This window comes from Plantibacter sp. CFBP 8798 (assembly GCF_014841195.1).
Lineage (GTDB): Bacteria > Actinomycetota > Actinomycetes > Actinomycetales > Microbacteriaceae > Plantibacter > Plantibacter auratus.
In genome coordinates, this window is the sequence record NZ_JACYTS010000003.1 from 354,878 (window position 1) to 371,644 (window position 16,767).

A 16,767-nucleotide genomic window follows, 5' to 3' on the forward strand; every position below is an offset into this window, starting at 1 on the left:
GTCGTCGTCCCCGATCGGGTGGAGGGAGGGCCGGTCAGACCGCGGCGGGCTGTGCGAGCAGCTCGGCGGCGACGATCTCGGCGATCTGCACCGCGTTGAGGGCGGCGCCCTTGCGGAGGTTGTCGTTCGAGATGAACAGGGCGAGACCCTTGCCGGCCGGCGCGCTCTGGTCCGGACGGATGCGCCCCACAAACGACGGGTCTGCACCGGCGGCCTCGAGCGGCGTCGGCACGTCCGACAGCTGGACGCCCGGGGCGTCGCTGAGCAGTTCGATCGCGCGTTCCGGCGACAAGTCGCGCGAGAACTCGGCGTTGATCGACAGCGAGTGGCCCGTGAACACGGGCACGCGCACGCAGGTGCCCGACACGAGCAGCTCGGGGAGCTCGAGGATCTTCCGGCTCTCGTTGCGGAGCTTCTTCTCCTCGTCGGTCTCACCCAGGCCGTCGTCGACGATCGAACCGGCGAGCGGGATGACGTCGAAGGCGATCGGGGCGACGTACTTCTCGGGAGCCGGGAAGTCGATCGCCGAACCGTCGTGGACGAGTCGGGTGAGGTCGCCCTGGGCGACCGCGGCCTCGATCTGGCCGGCGAGTTCAGCCGCGCCGGCGAGCCCGGACCCGGAGACGGCCTGGTAGGTGTTGACGATGAGGCGGGTGAGCCCGGCCTCGGCGTCGAGGACCTTGAGGACCGGCATGGCCGCCATGGTCGTGCAGTTGGGGTTCGCGACGATGCCCTTGACCGCGTCCTTGATGGCGTGCGGGTTCACTTCGCTGACGACGAGCGGGACCTCGGGGTCCATCCGCCACGCGCTCGAGTTGTCGATGACGAGCGCACCCGCAGCGGCGAACCGCGGAGCCTGCGTGCGGGAGCCGGTCGCGCCGGCCGAGAACAGGGCGATGTCGATGCCGCTCGGGTCGGCCGTCTCGACGTCCTCGACCACGATGTCCTGGCCACGGAACGGGAGCGTCGTGCCCGCCGAGCGAGCCGTCGCGAAGAAGCGGATCTCGCTGATCGGGAACTCGCGTTCCTCCAGCAGGCGGCGCATGACCTTGCCGACCTGACCGGTCGCTCCGACGACTCCGACACGTACACCGTTGCTCATGGGGATTCCTCTGGTTTCAGGGGGTTGTTGTGAACCATCTTGCATCAGGATCGGCGGGATCCCGCCCGTCGGTCCGTGGTCGGCTTGGTTCCGGAGCCTGTGGACGAGCCTGCTCAGCGGCCGGTGCCGCCGTGGACGACGGCTTCGTCCTCGCCGTCGAGACCGAACGCGGAGTGGACCACGTTGGCGGCCTTGTTGAGGGTGTCGGCACGCGTCACGACCGAGATGCGGATCTCGCTGGTGGAGATCATCTCGATGTTGATGCCCGCTGCGCTGAGCGCCTCGAAGAGCTTCGCCGAGACGCCGGTGTTCGTGCGCATGCCGGCCCCGACGAGGGCGAGCTTGCCGATCTGGTCGTCGTGCTGGATGGCCGAGAAGCCCACCCGCTCCTGCTCGGCCGCGAGCGCGCGGAGGACCTGCTGCGCTTCGGGCTTCGGCAGGGTGAACGAGATGTCGGTGACGCCGGAGACGGCGGTCGACACGTTCTGGACGATCATGTCGACGTTGCCGCCAGACTTCGCGACGATCGTGAAGATCTCCGCCGCCTTACCCGGCAGGTCGGGGACACCGACGACGGTGATCTTGGCTTCGCTGAGGTCGGTCGCGACTCCGGCGACGATGGGCTGCTCCATGGGTGCCTCACCTGCTCCTGGGTTGTTGCGGCTCGCGTCGTTGAGGACGAGCGTGCCTTCGTTGTTGTTGAAGGACGACCGGACGTGGAGCGTCACGCCGTGGCGGCGTGCGTACTCGACGGCGCGGATGTAGAGGACCTTCGCGCCCGAGGCCGCGAGCTCCAGCATCTCCTCGCTGGAGATGCGGTCGATCTTCCTGGCTTTCGGGACGACGCGGGGGTCGGAGGTGAAGATGCCGTCGACGTCGGTGTAGATCTCGCAGACGTCGGCGTCGAGGGCTGCGGCGAGCGCGACGGCCGTGGTGTCGGAGCCGCCGCGACCGAGCGTGGTGATGTCGCGGGTGTCGCGGTTGAAGCCCTGGAAGCCGGCGACGATGACGATGGCGCCGTCGTCGAGGGCCTCGCGCAGGCGCACGGGGGTGACGTCGACGATGCGCGCGGCGCCGTGCTGGGCGTCGGTGATCATGCCGGCCTGGCTGCCGGTGAAGGAGCGTGCGACGTAGCCCATGCTGCTGATCGCCATCGCGAGGAGCGCCATCGAGATGCGCTCGCCGCTGGACAGCAGCATGTCGAGTTCGCGGGGCGCCGGGATGGGCGTCACCTCGTGGGCGAGGTCGAGCAGTTCGTCGGTCGTGTCGCCCATCGCCGAGACGGCGACGACGACCTCGTTGCCCGCCTTGCGGGTCTCCACGATGCGCTTCGCCACGCGCTTGATGCTCTCGGCGTCCGCGACGGAGGACCCGCCGAACTTCTGCACGATCAATGCCATCGGATCTCCTGGGGAAGTCGGTGCGGGCACGAGCGGCCCAGCGATCATCCTACCCATCCGGGCATTCCGCGCCGTTCATGTGACGAAGGGCACCCTCACCCGCTCCGGGGCAGGAGATCCGCCCCGCAGCAGGACGCTTCGGCCCGTCCGGTCCTGCTGTCGGGCCGATCTCCTGCGGTGGGGAGACGGGCGGGCCTCGGTAGGGTTGGCCTATGCAGCAGGAAGACGCGCGGGTGCTCGCGACGGTGCGACGCCTCTGGCAGGGGCTCGCCTCGCCGACCGCGCGGTTCTCCGCCGGCCGGGTCGCCGTCGTCGTGAACGCCGGCTCGATGGCGTGCCCGCCCGGATGGATCGGCGTCGTCGAGATCGACGGGAGCGCCCTCGCGATCGTGCCCGACGAGGACACCGCCAGGCGGCTCGCCATCGAGGACGAGTCACCGAGGAGCGTCGGAACGGTCGAGTTCCTCCGCTCGCGGGTGCAGGTCGCCGAGGTGCTCGGGCCGGCGACCCTCGACTACCTGCTGCCCGGGCGGTTCCGACCGGCCGAGGAGATCGACGTCGTGGCGAGCAAGGCGAGTGACCCCGCCATCGAGTCGCTGCTGTCGAAGGTGGGCGACGACGAAGCCTCGGAGAGCGGGATCTTCGGCATCACCTCGCCGCTGTTCTCGGTGCGCGAGCACGGGCGGGTCCTCGCCGTCGCCGGCTACCGGTCGTGGCCGTTGGGCGTCGCGCACGTGACCGCGTTGACCGCCCCGGAGGCTCGCGGGACCGGTCTCGCGACCCGTCTGGCCTCGACCGCGGTCGAGCACGCCCTCGCGGCCGGACTCCTCCCCCAGTGGCGGGCCGCCGACACGAACCCCGGCTCACGCGCCGTCGCCCGCAAGCTCGGCTTCTCCGCGATCGGCCGACAGCTGTCGGCCCGGCCGGTGGTCGCCGAGTGGCCGGCGCCCTCAGCCGACGCCTGAGGCGCGCCCGGCTGCCCCAACTCAGGAGTCCCTCGGCACGGCGGAACCCACCAGCCGCGACACACCGGCCGACTCCTGAGAAAGGGACCGACCGGACGCAGACCCCTCGCCCGGCAAGCAGACCCGAGCCTGACGGCGGCACGGCTGCCCCAATTCAGGAGTCCGTCGGCACGGCGGAACCCACCAGCCGCGACACACCGGCCGACTCCTGAGAAAGGACCGATGGCAAAAAAGGGGTGGAGGGGCGGGCGACGAGGCGGGGTGGTCAGCCGCTGACGACGGTGCGACCCTCGAAGGCACGACCGAGGGTGACCTCGTCGGCGTACTCGAGGTCGCCGCCGATGGGGAGGCCGGAGGCGAGGCGAGTGATGCGGATCCCCATCGGGAGGAGCAGCCGACTGAGGTAGGTGGCGGTCGCCTCCCCCTCGAGGTTCGGGTCGGTCGCGATGATGACTTCGGTGACGGTGCCGTCGGCGAGGCGCTGCATGAGACGACGGATGTTCAGGTCGTCGGGACCGACACCGTCGATCGGGCTGATGGCGCCGCCGAGCACGTGGTAGAAGCCGCGGAACTCACGCGTGCGCTCGATGGCGACGACGTCCTTCGGTTCTTCGACAACGCAGATCAGGGCCGGGTTGCGACGCGGGTCGCGGCACACGCTGCAGAGGTTCTGCTCGGAGATGTTGCCGCAGATCTCACAGAACTTGACCTTCTCGCGGACGACGGTGAGCAGCTCGGCGAGCTTCGACACGTCGAACGACTCCGTCTGGAGGATGTGGAACGCGATGCGCTGCGCCGACTTCGGACCGATACCGGGCAGCCGCCCGAACTCGTCGATCAGATCTTGGACGATTCCCTCGTACATGGCCTACCGCCCTCCGGAGCGCGGCTCGTGCGGCTGCTCCTCGATGAATGTGGCGCCGAGAAGCTCGCGGACGACGCTCTCGCCGTACCGGTTGTCGCCCGCGGGGTGGGACGTCGGCACCGGGGGCGCCTGGCGCATCCGGACCGGGGGCTGCGGGCGCTGCTCGGCGACCGGGGCCGCAGGCGGTGCGGCCTGCGGGGAGCCTGCAGGAGCTGCGGATGGCGCGACGGCCGCTGGGGATGGAGCAGGGGCCGACGACTCGAACGGGTCGGGGTAGGGCGGCTCGTCGTCCGGCGGCGGTGCGTCGTCGTCGGACGGGATCGAGACGACGTCCCACGTGACGGTACGCGAGCCGAGCGCGTCGCCGTTGGACGGGCCTCGGGCGGGTGCCTGCTGGCGCGGCGGGGTCGACGGCTGGCGCTGCGCGGGTGAGCCGGCCGGCGTCTCAGGTGCCCCGGATCCGGCGGGTCGCCCGGGCTGCCCTTCGACAGGCTCAGGGACCGGAGACGGCTGAGTGGACGAGGCAGGCTCGGACGCGGACGTAGGCCCATCGACAGGCTCAGGGACCGGAGACGGCTGCGTCGACGAAGCGGGCGCGGGCGATGACGTGGGCCCTTCGACAGGCTCAGGGACCGGGGACGGCTGGGTCGACGAGGCAGTCGCAGCAGACGACCTGGGCCCTTCGACAGGTTCAGGGACCGAGGACGGGCGGGTCGCCGGGGCAGACACCGAAGACGAGTCGGGTCCGCCGACCGGCTCGGGCTCGTCGGCCGGCGGCGCGACCGTCGCCCACGAGGAGGCGGAGACGGAGGTCTGCTCCTCTACCGGGGCGGCGACCGACGACGCGGGTGCCGATGGCGCAACAGCTGACGACTCGGCGTCGGACGGCGCAGCGGAGGTGGGCTCGCCGCCGGCGGGAGTGACGGTGGGCCACGAGGATGGGGATGCCGACCCGCCACTGCTGTCTGACGACGACGGGGCTGCAGGGGCGGGGACGGTCTGCGGCAGGCTCGGGGTCGACCAGGCGGACGACTCCGACGAGGGAGCGCCGGTGGCGGGCGCAGTGGCCCGCGGTGCCTGCGGCTCGTCGGCACCGGCGACCTTGGCGAGGTACTTCACCCGCACGCCGAGGACGTCGAGGACCGCCGTGCGCAAGACCTCCGCGACACCGGTACCGGGCGCATGACGCGCCTTGAAGTCGTTGAGGTCGCTGTTGTTCGCGAAGACGAGCGTGAGGACGTCGTCCTCCGAGTAGCCGCCGACCTGGGTGTTGACGACGATCATCCACGCCTTGCGGTCGGCCTTCTCGACCCGCGCCACGATCTCGGGCCAGGCGTCGCGGATGTGCTGCAGGGTGACCGGGCCGACCCGAGGGGCGGCGGGGGTCGGTGCGGTGGTCTGCGCGTGGTCGGACTCCTGCGCCGGTCGACGGTCGGGGGCCGCGGATGCTGTCGAGGCAGCGGCCGGGGCGGGAGCAGGGGTGGAGCTCGCCGCAGTGCTCGCGGGGACAGCACCGGCAGAGACAGGAGCGCCGGCAGAGGCAGGAGCGCGGTCGGTGACCACGGGCTGCGCCGAGACCGCGGTCTGGCCGCCCTCGGCGACAGCACCCTCGACGCCGATGCGACGCTCGAGCCGCTCCACACGGGCGAGCGCACCACGAGCGGAGTCGTCGGCTGCTGGCACGAGGATGCGCGCCATCATGAGCTCGAGGTGGAGCCTGGGCGACGTGGCGCCCGTCATCTGAGTGAGCGCCTCGTTCACGACGTCGGCCGTGCGGGACAGCTCGGCGATGCCGAACGCCCGCGCCTGGGCGAGCATCTTGTCGAGTTCGTCCTGCGGGAGCCCGCGGAGGACCGCCGCCGCGTTCTCGCCTGTGGCGGCCACGACGATGAGGTCGCGGAGTCGCTCGAGCAGGTCGTCGACGAAGCGGCGTGGGTCTTGGCCGGTCTGGATGACGCGGTCGACGGTGCTGAAGGCGGCACCGGAGTCGCGGGCGGCCAGGGCGTCGACCACTTCGTCGAGCAGGGCCGTGTGGGTGTAGCCGAGCAGGGCGACCGCGCGCTCGTAGTCGACGGAGTCGCCCTCGGAGCCGGCCATCAGCTGGTCGAGCAGGGACAGGGTGTCGCGGGCGGAACCGCCACCGGCCCGGACGACGAGCGGCAGCACGCCGGCCTCGACACCCACGTGCTCGCTCTCGCACAGCTGCTGGACGTAGTCGAGCATCTGCGCCGGCGGGATGAGTCGGAAGGGGTAGTGGTGGGTGCGGGAGCGGATCGTGCCGATCACCTTGTCGGGCTCGGTCGTCGCGAAGATGAACTTCACGTGCTCCGGCGGCTCCTCGACGATCTTCAGCAGGGCGTTGAACCCCTGCGGGGTGACCATGTGCGCCTCGTCGAGGATGAAGATCTTGTAGCGGTCGCGCGCGGGGGCGAAGATCGCGCGCTCGCGGAGGTCGCGGGCGTCGTCGACACCGTTGTGGCTGGCCGCGTCGATCTCGACGACGTCGAGCGAGCCGGAGCCGTCGCGGGAGAGGTCGACGCAGCTCGCGCAGACGCCGCACGGGGTGTCGGTCGGGCCCTCGGCGCAGTTGAGGCAGCGGGCGAGGATGCGAGCGGACGTCGTCTTGCCGCAACCGCGTGGACCGCTGAACAAATACGCGTGGTTGACGCGGTTGGTGCGCAGGGCCGTCATGAGGGGATCGGTCACCTGCGCCTGACCGATCAAGTCGGCGAACGTCTCGGGCCGATACCGGCGATACAGAGCTGTGACCACCCACCAATGGTAGCCGTCGCCCCCGACATCGGAGCCGGCTTCCCGGCAGGACCGGTCGGCCCCGCACGGTGGGGAGTTCTCCCCATCGAGGCCGTCCCCGTCGCTTCCTAGAATGGTCAGCGCCACCAGAGAGGACCAGATGGAACAGTTCACGGTCGACACGGCCCTCATCAGGGACACGACAGCCAACCTCACCGTCATCCAGAGCGAGTTCGACGCCGCGGAGAAGCACACCGCGTCGGCCGCCGACGTGATCCCCCACGAGCTCCTCGCCCGGACCCTCCAGGAGTTCTCGAGCGGCTGGGACACCAGGCGCTCGGAGTTCTCGGAGGCGATCACCACCCTGAACGGGATGGGCACGGCGATCGCCGACCACTTCGAAGGCTGGGAGGCCGACCAGGCCGCAGCCGCCGGCGGAGACGGAGACGAAGGATGAGCCCGATCCCCGGCGACCCCGGTTCCATCCGCACCTGGGCGACCACCTACGGCGGGATCGCCGACACCATCGTCGAGGCCTCCTCGCAGCTGCAGTCGCTGGAACTGGGCGAACAGACGAGCATCGCGGTCATCGAGTACCACGACAACGCGCAGTACCTCGGGGAGAACATCGCGCTCACGGAGCCCCGCTACCGCGCGGTCCACGAGGCGCTCACGTTCTACGCCGACGAGCTCGAGGCAGCCCAGCAGACCGAGCGCGACGCGATCGCCGCCGCGGAGGCCGCGGAGACCGAGCACGCGAGCGCGAACAGCGACTACCTGACGAAGTGGGAGGCCGCGGACACGGCGGCCCACGATCCGGCTGCGACCGACGCCGCGGAGACGAGGACCGCCTCCGACGCCGCCTGGTACCGATTGGAAGAGGCCCGCATCGCGCAGGGGCAGGCCCAGGTGGACCTCGAGAACGCCCAGATCCGCGCCGAGAACGCCGGACGCACCGCCGCCTCGATGATCACCACGGCCGTCGACGGCGACGGCATGAACGACACCTGGTGGGACGACTGGGGGAAGGGCCTCTACGACGTCCTCTCGGTGGTCGGCATGGTCATCGTCGGAGTCGTCGCCGTCGTCGCGATCGTCGGCCTCGTCCTCGCGACGATCGGTACCGCCGGTATCGCGCTTCCGGCCGCCGTCGTCGCCGCCGTCGGGGTCGTCGCCGCTGCCGGTGTGGGCATCGCCGCCCTCATGGGCCTGATGACGGGCGGTGCGATGCTGTCGGGCGAGAAGGGCTTGGAGAACCAGCTCATGTGGGACGCGATCGGGTTGCTGCCCTTCTCGAAGTTCCTCAAGGGCCCGATCGCGAAGGTGCTGCGGAACATGGACCTGCCGGCGACCGGGCCAGGCTCGCTCGCCGGTGCGCCCCGCATCTCCGGCACGACGCCGACCACCAACCGCTTCATCGACGCCGCAGGGCGTGGTGGCGAGACGCAGAAGGCCGCCGTCGAGTTCTACCTCGACAACCAGGTGGACATCTTCGCCTCGGTCGGGCTGGAGGCAGGTCAGAACATCACCGCGGGAACGCCGTCCCTGCTGCCCGACCTCACCCCGAACGACCAGGCGCCGAACGCCCACCAGGAGGGATGGCACCCCGGCGACTCGCAGTACGTGCCGCCGGACGAGTACCGCCTCGACCCGTTGGTGCCCGACTTCGGCACGCCGTCGACCGTGTTCGGTGGTGGCGGCAATGGGACCGGTGTACAGCCGCCGCCGACGGTCAGCCCGTACCCGCTCACCCTGCCGGGCTCCTCGCCGGTCGTCCCCGGCGGTCAGACCTACGGCCCGGCGAACCCGACCGTGCCGGACACCGGCACTGGCACGGGCACGGGCACGGACGGTCAGGGATGAGCGCGCCGACCCCGTCCGTGATCACCGTCCGCCTCGACGGCGTCGACCTCGACCGCTGGATCTGGGTTCCGCACGCCTGGCCCTACGAGGGGTTCACCGACCCGCGGGGCTGGGCGGACGCCGCGGCGAAGCGTGTCGCACGCCGGTCGCGGTTCGCCTTCGTGAAACGAGCCGCGCTCCGCGACGACCTCATCGAGATGTCGAGGAGCCGGGACAGCGTCGGCGCTCATTGGACGGTCGCCTACGCCCCGGACCTCAGCCGCCCGGCGCGCATCGCCCGCATCGAGGTGCACGACAGCCGCGTGGGGACGTACCGGAGTCTCGAGCAGTTCATGCAGCTCGACACCCCGGGTCTCGAGGGCCCACCGGTCGTCGAACCGTTCGTGTCGCCCCACCTCGGCGAGGGCATCACGGCGATCATGCACCAGCGGAACACCGACCGGACGCTCTCCGCAGTGCGCTCGTACGGCTGGACCCTCCCCACCTGCTGGGTGTCGATGTACTACGCCGACTTCGACCTCGGGTTGATGGAGCGCCTGCGGCCCGAGTTCGATGCGCTGGCACGGGCGTTGCAGGTCGACGAGCAGGTCGTCGACTCGTGAGTTCGACGCGACCCTCCCATCCGAGCGGTGCGGGCGTCCGAGCGGTCCCGCGGCGGACACAGCTCGCCCTCGCCGTCCTCGGCCTGACGATCGTCGGCTGGCTCGTCGGCTGCGTCGTGCCGCTCGCGTTCTCCAGCGCGGGGTCCGTCCCCTGGACGCCGTCGCCGGTCTGGTACCTGGTCGTGCCCGTCCTGTTCCTGGTGGCCTCGATCGAGTTGTCCTGGTGGGCTCGACACCGACGCACGGCTCAAGCGTTCGCAAGCGTGATCAGTGGCCTGCAGCTGGCGGCGATCCTCATCTGCCTGCGGGTCGCGGACGCACGCCCGCTCGACGCCGCATGGCCGCACGACCTCAGCACGGCGGTCTGGATCGGCATCGGGTGCATGATCGTCGGCCAGGGGTTCGCGTACCTCGCCGAGCGCTCGGCCGCTCGTCACCGCGGGGTGGTCTCGTGAGCGTTGCTCGTCGCTACCGGTTCGTCCTCCCGGCCGGTTGGGGGTATCTGGCTGCTTCGGAGAGCGTGGAGGCCGCCCTCGCCAGACTGGTTCCGGACGACGGACCCACCGCCGGACGGGCCGCCCTCGCCAAGCTCCGCCCCGTCCTCCGCCAACAGTTGCGATCACTCCGCGGTCGAACTGTCGCGAGCGGCGGCGTCGACATCCTGCTGCCGGTCGCCCCTCGTGCCGGCGCCATCATCCCGGCGAACATCGTGATCGCACGGCCCGGTGCCGAGGAACGGTCGGAGTACGCATCCGGCGGGCTCCCCACCGGATGGGCGTCGGCGGAGGGAGGCGCTGATCGCTCCGAACGCCGCGCCGACCTCATCGGCGAGCTGCCCGTGACCCGCCACCTCCGGGTGCGCCGGGAACAGACCGACGAAGCCGGCACGACCGCCGACCTCATCCGAGTCGACTACTTCATCCCGGTCTCGCCCGAACGCGAGCGCGAGCTCGCGCTCATCGTCAGCGCGACGGTGCTCGGCCGGGTCGGCGACGAACGCCTCCCGCCGTCGACGGTCGAGGTGCTCGTGACGCTCGTCGACGCGATCATCCACACCTTCCAGTGGGAGGAACCGCCCCGCTGAACCGCCCCGTGGCCGGATGGCGGACGTTCGTCCCCTCGCCCGGGCACGGGCGAGGGGACGTGGAGTCAGCGTCGGACGATCATGATCCAGGAGAGCTGCACGTCGGTGCCGCCGCCCGAACCGACCGGATCGAGGGTGATCGACAGGCGGCCGCCCGCGTCCGGCTGCACGGACGACAGCGTCGCCACCGTCGGAGTGCCGGTGATCGGTTGCGCGCTGAGCAGCGTCGCACCGTTCGCCCCGATGTCCGCGCGCCGGTTGTCCGCCCACTGCGACCACGGGTCGTACAGCCCGACGTACACGTCGTAGCTCCCCGCGTCGAGGGAGTCGAACGCGTACTCCAGGGTGCGGTCGGTCGCGGAACTCGCGACGTAGCGGAGCGACTCCGAGAACGGCCCGTCGGTCGTGCCCGTCTCCGCGCCGACGACGCCCCAGTTCGCGCCGGTGGCCGCGTCGGCCCCGAGCGTCCGGTCGGACGTCGAGTTGAGCAGGGTGCCGTCGGCGTCCGCCACCGAGCGGATCGCGTCGTACTCGGGCGACGCCGATCCCCCGGCGTCGACGAGGTAGACGAGGTCCTTCGGGACGGCCGTCACCTGCCGGGTCACCGGGCGGGACACGCCCTCGACCGCGCCGGTGAGCGAGACCGGACCGGGGACGGCGAGCGCAGCGGTGTCCCAGGTGATCGTCCGGGTGGTCGTCGTGCCGCCCTCCGTGACCTGCGCCTCGCTCGGCAGCGTACTCGCATCGCCGAGTCGGACGGTCGTCGGCACGTCGACGTCGACCGCGACTTTGCCCTTCCCCTCGAGGTCCGCGAGCGTCCACTCGTCGTACCACTTCAGGGACAGGGATCCGTCGTCGCCGAACTCGAGCGGGAGCCAGACGGCCGGCGCGTTGCGGAGGTCGGACGGCGTCCAGCGGTCACCCATGTAGATGAACTTGCCGGCGGCCGCGTCGATGGGGATCACGGACGTGCTCTGGCTGCCGTGGGTCGTCGACGCACCGGAGCCGCTCACCGGGTTACCGTGGTCGGTCCACTCCCCCAGCATCGAGTCGGCGGTGGCGTACTTGGCCGGGTTGGGGTTCCAGCCGGTCGCGCCCGAGGTGATGAGGTAGTACGTGCCGTCGTAGACGAACACCGCCGGGGCCTCGCGCTGCCCACCGATGTAGGTGCGGGTGAAGTCCTCGCCCTTCACGGCGCGGTCGACGGGTGCCGACAGGAACATGAAGTTCGACGACAGCTTGGAGATGAAGAGGGTCAGGTTCTCCTCGCTCGCGTAGATGATGTAGCCGGTGCCGTCGACGTCGGTGAAGAGGTTCATGTCGCGGGCCATGCCGGGGCTGTCGGGCTGGTAGTTGGGCTCGCCCTCCGGCGCGACGTTCAGGCGGTAGCTGTCCACGTAGCGGAACGGGCCGGTCGGTGAGTCGGAGACCGCGACGCCGGCGGTCGCCTTCGCGTACTGCGCGTCGGACGTCGCGCTCGGGCCGTCGGTGTGGATCCACATGACCCACTGTTCGGTTGCGGCGTTGTACATGACCTTCGGCCGCTCGAGGATCGCTGCGGGGACGACCGGGTCGCTCGGGACCGTCAGGAGGTCGCGGACGACCGCCGCGCGTTGCCGGGCCGTGTAGTCGGCGTACAGCTCGGCTGCGGCAGGATCGGTCGTGAGCTGGTCGACGGTCGACAGGGCCTGCAACGCCAGACCTTCGTCGGTCCAGTTGTAGAGGTCGCGCGAGGAGTACACGTGCACCCCGCGGCTGCTCGCGTAGCCGTTCCACCGGTCTTCGCCGTACCAGTAGTAGATCGGCTGGCCGTCGGCATCCGTCGACGGCACGACCTGCCCGCCGTGCGCCTGGATCGGGTTGCCCTGATCGTCGACCCAGGCCTGGCCCGGGCGGAACGAATCGTAGGTGACGATCGGCCGGAGTGCGGTGCGTGCGGCACCGAGCACGTCGTAGGCGGCGGTGAGTGCCGCGGTGTCGGTCGACCCGGCGTCCACGAGCGCCTGGGCGTCGGCGATCGCCGCGTCGAGGACGGCGAGCGAGTCGGCGACGTAGCCGGCGCGCTGCCCCTCGTCGAGCGTGACGGCTCGGATCTTCGCCGCGAGCACCTCGGTGGACGCCGTGTGCGGCGCTCGGATGACGAGGTAGTTCACCGCGGGGTCGGTGTAGGTGTTGGTCCGACCCGCCGGGCTGTGGACCTCGAGGTCGAGGGTGCCGTCGTCGACGCTCACCGTGAGCTGCTGCTCGAGGAGCGCACCGGCCGGCGCGGTGACCTGGGCGAGCGTCTCGCCCTCGGCCTTGAGGTCGAGCGGTCGTGCCGCCCAACCGCTCGGCAGGTTGAACCCGAGGGTGACCTCGTACTTGCCGGCCGGGAGGTCGAAGGCGTAGTCGACCGACCGCGTCGGGAGGGAGCTGCCCGCTGGCGGTGCGTCGTACCGGAGGGAGGCGGTCTTCTCTGTCCCGGAGGAGCTGTTCGCCGTCGGGTTGCTGTTCGCGTCGGCGACGAATCCCCAGGACGCGCCGGTGGCGGCGTCGACCCCGTAGGACTGGTCGGTGCGTGACTGGTACAGCCCGATGTGGTCGCCGGCGGAGACCGCGTCGGTCACCGTGCTGCCGGCGTTCGCGAAGTAGAGGACGAAGTCGTTGGCGACGAGTTCGTCGACCGTCGGGCTCGGGTAGCTCGGTGCGGCCTCGGCACGTGGTGCGTCCGCCGTGACGAGGGCGCCGGAGAGCCCGAGCGCGAGGACGACCGCGCCCGCGACGCCACTGCGTCCGACACCGCCGCTGGAGGAAGCGTCTTCGGCGGCGCTCGAGGCCACGACCCGACGACGGCGGAGGATGAGCAGGGCACCCGCGAGCAGGAGCACCGCAGCCACGATCACCGCGGCGGCGATCGAGACACCCGACACGGCGAGCCCACCGGCACCGGCCGCATTCGTGCCCGAGCCCGGCTGACCAAGCCCCGGGTCCGCCCCGGGCTCGCCGCCCGGCCCGGTTCCGGGATCGGTGCCGCCGGGCAGGGAGTCGACGGTGTTGCCCAGGCCCCCGTTCGTGCCACCGGCGACGGGGACCGCACCGGCCGCGGCGACGGCACCCGTCTCGCCGAGCGCGACGCCGGCGGCCAGGAGACCGTCGGGCAGTGCCGCGCGGGCGTCGGCAGCACCCCAGACGGTGACCGATCCGTCGGCGGCGATCGCCCCGGACAGGTACGGACCCGCGAAGACACGGACGACGTCGACCCCGTCGAGGGACGCCGGCACCTCGGTCTGGCCGGAGCCGTCCGCGCCCCAGGCGAGGACGGTGCCGTCGGCGGCGAGGGCGAGTGTGTGGTCGGTGCCGGCGGCGAGCTGCACGACGTCCTCGTCGGCGAGCGCCGTCGGGAGCTCGAGCTGCCCGGCGTCGCTCCGCCCCCAGGGGACGACGTCACCGTCGTCGGTGAGGGCGACGGTGAAGCCGGATCCGATCGCGACGCCGGTCACGCGTGTACCGTCGAGCGCGGTCGGGAGGTCGTTCTGTCCGAACGCGTCGTCACCCCAGAGCGCGAGCGTGCCGTCGGCGCGGACGGCGGCCGAGTTCGGTCCGCCGGCGGCGATGCGGAGGACCCGGTCGAGTCCTGCCGGGACCGTGGCCTGGCCGTCGGCGTCGCGGCCCCAGGCGGTGACGGTGCCGTCGGCGGCGAGCGCGAGCGAGTGGTTCGTGCCTGCCGCGACCTGGGTGATCGTCCCCGTGAGGCTCGGGACGGTCGACTGGCCGAAGCCGTCGGCGCCCCACGCGAGCACGGTGCCGTCCGCGCCGAGCGCCACGGCGTGGCCGAGACCGGCGGCGACACCGGTGACCGGAGTGCCGACGAGCTCCGCGGGAGCCGCCGGGTCGCCCCAGCTGAGCAGGGCCGCCGCGGGCGCCTCGGCAGCGGCCGCGCTCCCCGCCGTCAGAGTGGTGGTGCCGACGATGGCGACCGCCAGGAGCCCGGCGGCGAGACCACCCCGCCGCAGGACGGCGGCACCTCCATCCGGTGTCGATCGGTCGGGTCGTCTCGTCGCTCGTCGCATGCTGCGGCGTCCTTTCACGTCATCGTGGGGTGCTGCGGAGGTGGTGCTCAGGTGCTGCGGCCCTTCGACAAGCTCAGGGACCGGGGTTGAAGTCGGGGACCGGGGTGGAGGTGCTGGCGTTTGGATCGGTCCCTGAGCCTGTCGAAGGGCGGGGAGCGGACCTGTGACCCTTCGACAAGGTCAGGGACCGGGTGGTGCGGTCGGCGCCGCGTCTGTGCGGGCGACGCCGACCGGATCGTGGGCGGCTAGAACTCGGTCGGGCCGAGCGAGGGGCGGGCGAGGAAGGAGAGCGTCGGCGTCGTGAGCGCATGGAACTCGAACACCGTGAAGCGGTTCTCCCCGGCACGGAGCTGGCCGCCGGGGACGTACAGCGTGTGCTGCGGCCCCCGCGACCAGTAGCGGCCGAGCAGGAAGCCGTTCACCCAGACGAGCCCCTTGCCCCAGGCTGCGGTGTCGAGGAACAGGTCGGTGGGCGCGTCGAGCGTGACGGTGGCGGTGAGGAGGACCGGCCCGGCACCGCTGATCGTGGCGCCGGACGTGCGCGTGGCTGCGGCGTCGACGACGGCGTCGAGCCGGTCGAGGGCCACGGGCGCGATGCCCCACGACGTGAGTTCCACGCCGTCGAGCGACACGGGCCCGATGATCCCCTTCGGCTCCCCCAGGCGCTTGCCGTAGTTGACACGGCCCTGGTTCTCGAGGAGGAGTTCGAGCGTCTCACCCGCAGGGATGACGATGGAGCGCTCCTTGAACTCGCGGGTGAGTGCACCGACCGGAACGCCGTCGACGGAGACGACCACGCGGTCGCGCACCTCGGCGAACCGGAGCACCCCGCCGCGTCCACCGAGCGACGCCCGGTAGCGCGCCAGACCGCTGAACGCTCCGAGTTCGTCCATCGTGGGGATCCGGTCGAACGCCTGGAGCGGTGCGATCTCGTCGGCCACGTCCGCGAACGGGACTTCCTGCTCGAAGGACACGGTGAACGCCGGGGCGTCCGTCGCCGCGGGTGGGATCTCCGTCGGCACCTCGGCGTACTTCGCGATCACGTCGCGGAAGGCGAAGAACTTCTCCGTCGGGTGACCCGCCTCGTCGAGGGGCGCGTCGTAGTCGTAGGAGGTGACGTGCGAGCGGTACTGGCCCTTGTCGTTCGCGCCACCGGTGAACCCGAAGTTCGTGCCGCCGTGGAACATGTAGATGTTCACGGACGCGCCGGCAGCGAGGAGGGCGTCGAGGTCCGCCGCCGTCTCGGCGATGGGCGTCGTGTGGTGGTGCTCGCCCCAGTGGTCGAACCAGCCGTCCCAGAACTCGGAGCACATGAGCGGCCCGGTCGGCTGGTGCTCACGCAGGGTCGCGAGGCGTTCGAGCGAGCGGCTGCCGAAGGAGCCGGTCTTGTGGAGTTCGGGGATGCTGCCGTCCTCGAGCATCTGGGCCGTGGGCTGGTCGACGGTCGTCAGCGGCACGGTGATGCCGAGCTCGCGGGTCCAGTCGGTCAGCGTGCGGAGGTAGTCGTGGTCGTCGCCGTAGGCGCCGTACTCGTTCTCGACCTGCACGAGGATGACGGGACCGCCGCGGTCGATCTGCAGCGGGGCGACGATCGGCAGCAGCGCCTCGAAGTACTCGCGGACGGCGGCCAGGTAGCGAGGCTCGCTGCGACGGAGGCCGAGTTCGGGGTCGTGCAGCAGCCAGCCGGGGAGGCCGCCGTTGTCCCACTCGGCGCAGATGTAGGGGCCGGGACGCACGATCGCGTACATGCCGGCGTCGGCGACGAGGCCGAGGAAGCGTTCGAGGTCGTTCACGCCCGTGGTGTCGAACACGCCGCGCTCGGGGCTGTGCTGGTTCCACGCGACGTAGGTCTCGATGGTGTTGAGGCCCATGAGCTTCGCCTTCGCGATGCGGTCCGCCCACTGCTCGGGGTGCACCCGGAAGTAGTGGAGGGCTCCGGAGATGATCCGGAACGGCTGACCGTCGAGCAGGAAGTCGTCGTCGCCGATGGAGAAGGTGGGCATGCTGGGGCTCCGTGATGAAGGGGTGCGGATGGAGCGACCACGGCCGGCCGGAGCGGATCCCGGAGGACCCTCCGACCGGCCGC

The 16,767-nt window shown here is 71.3% G+C and carries 12 protein-coding genes; 6 read left to right on the forward strand and 6 right to left on the reverse strand.

Features of this window, described 5'->3' with window-relative positions; translation table 11 throughout:
- Window positions 1-34: 34 nt before the first annotated feature.
- Window positions 35-1,102 (reverse strand): aspartate-semialdehyde dehydrogenase, encoded by a 1,068-nt coding sequence (locus tag IFU30_RS14340; RefSeq protein WP_192005618.1) that lies wholly within the window; start codon window positions 1,100-1,102, stop codon window positions 35-37.
- A 113-nt stretch (window positions 1,103-1,215) separates the two neighbouring features.
- Window positions 1,216-2,502, reverse strand: a complete 1,287-nt coding sequence (locus tag IFU30_RS14345) for an aspartate kinase (protein WP_079706865.1) — start codon at window positions 2,500-2,502, stop codon at window positions 1,216-1,218.
- A gap of 212 nt (window positions 2,503-2,714) precedes the next feature.
- Here IFU30_RS14345 and IFU30_RS14350 point away from each other — a divergent pair, with 212 nt between their 5' ends.
- The gene (locus IFU30_RS14350) at window positions 2,715-3,467 is read left to right on the forward strand and encodes a GNAT family N-acetyltransferase (protein WP_064296091.1); all 753 of its coding nucleotides are present in this window, start codon (window positions 2,715-2,717) and stop codon (window positions 3,465-3,467) included.
- Window positions 3,468-3,732: 265 nt separating this feature from the next.
- Here IFU30_RS14350 and recR read toward each other — a convergent pair whose 3' ends face one another.
- Together recR and IFU30_RS14360 are read right to left on the reverse strand one after the other, a co-directional pair.
- Window positions 3,733-4,332 carry a recombination mediator RecR gene (gene recR / locus IFU30_RS14355; protein ID WP_192005620.1) on the reverse strand — a complete coding sequence of 200 codons (600 nt, stop codon included), beginning with the start codon at window positions 4,330-4,332 and terminating at the stop codon, window positions 3,733-3,735.
- Between the two features lie 3 nt (window positions 4,333-4,335).
- Window positions 4,336-7,104 carry a DNA polymerase III subunit gamma and tau gene (locus tag IFU30_RS14360; protein WP_192005622.1) on the reverse strand — a complete coding sequence of 923 codons (2,769 nt, stop codon included), beginning with the start codon at window positions 7,102-7,104 and terminating at the stop codon, window positions 4,336-4,338.
- 139 nt (window positions 7,105-7,243) lie between these two features.
- On the opposite strand from IFU30_RS14360, the gene IFU30_RS14365 reads away from it, so the two are divergent.
- From IFU30_RS14365 to IFU30_RS14385, 5 genes are read left to right on the forward strand one after another with little or no spacing between them, the layout of a single operon-like run.
- Window positions 7,244-7,540 carry a hypothetical protein gene (locus tag IFU30_RS14365; protein ID WP_124769903.1) on the forward strand — a complete coding sequence of 99 codons (297 nt, stop codon included), beginning with the start codon at window positions 7,244-7,246 and terminating at the stop codon, window positions 7,538-7,540.
- Entirely contained in the window at window positions 7,537-8,946 is a 1,410-nt protein-coding gene (locus tag IFU30_RS14370; protein WP_192005624.1) for a hypothetical protein, read from the forward strand. The genes IFU30_RS14365 and IFU30_RS14370 overlap by 4 nt, the downstream gene beginning before the upstream one ends.
- Complete coding sequence (locus IFU30_RS14375; RefSeq protein WP_192005626.1) at window positions 8,943-9,548, forward strand: hypothetical protein; 606 nt, start codon at window positions 8,943-8,945, stop codon at window positions 9,546-9,548. Before IFU30_RS14370 ends, IFU30_RS14375 begins: the two co-directional genes overlap by 4 nt.
- Window positions 9,545-10,003: a hypothetical protein gene (locus IFU30_RS14380; protein WP_192005628.1), complete on the forward strand. Its 459-nt coding sequence runs from the start codon at window positions 9,545-9,547 to the stop codon at window positions 10,001-10,003. The genes IFU30_RS14375 and IFU30_RS14380 overlap by 4 nt, the downstream gene beginning before the upstream one ends.
- Window positions 10,000-10,632, forward strand: coding sequence for a hypothetical protein (locus IFU30_RS14385; RefSeq protein ID WP_192005630.1), 633 nt, complete (start codon window positions 10,000-10,002; stop codon window positions 10,630-10,632). The genes IFU30_RS14380 and IFU30_RS14385 overlap by 4 nt, the downstream gene beginning before the upstream one ends.
- 65 nt (window positions 10,633-10,697) lie before the next feature.
- Here the strand turns inward: IFU30_RS14385 and IFU30_RS14390 are convergent, their stop codons facing one another.
- Together IFU30_RS14390 and IFU30_RS14395 are read right to left on the reverse strand one after the other, a co-directional pair.
- Window positions 10,698-14,681 carry a family 43 glycosylhydrolase gene (locus IFU30_RS14390; protein WP_192005632.1) on the reverse strand — a complete coding sequence of 1,328 codons (3,984 nt, stop codon included), beginning with the start codon at window positions 14,679-14,681 and terminating at the stop codon, window positions 10,698-10,700.
- 245 nt (window positions 14,682-14,926) lie between these two features.
- On the reverse strand, window positions 14,927-16,684 hold the full coding sequence (locus tag IFU30_RS14395) for a glycoside hydrolase family 35 protein (RefSeq protein ID WP_192005634.1): 1,758 nt from the start codon (window positions 16,682-16,684) through the stop codon (window positions 14,927-14,929).
- Window positions 16,685-16,767: the final 83 nt, after the last annotated feature.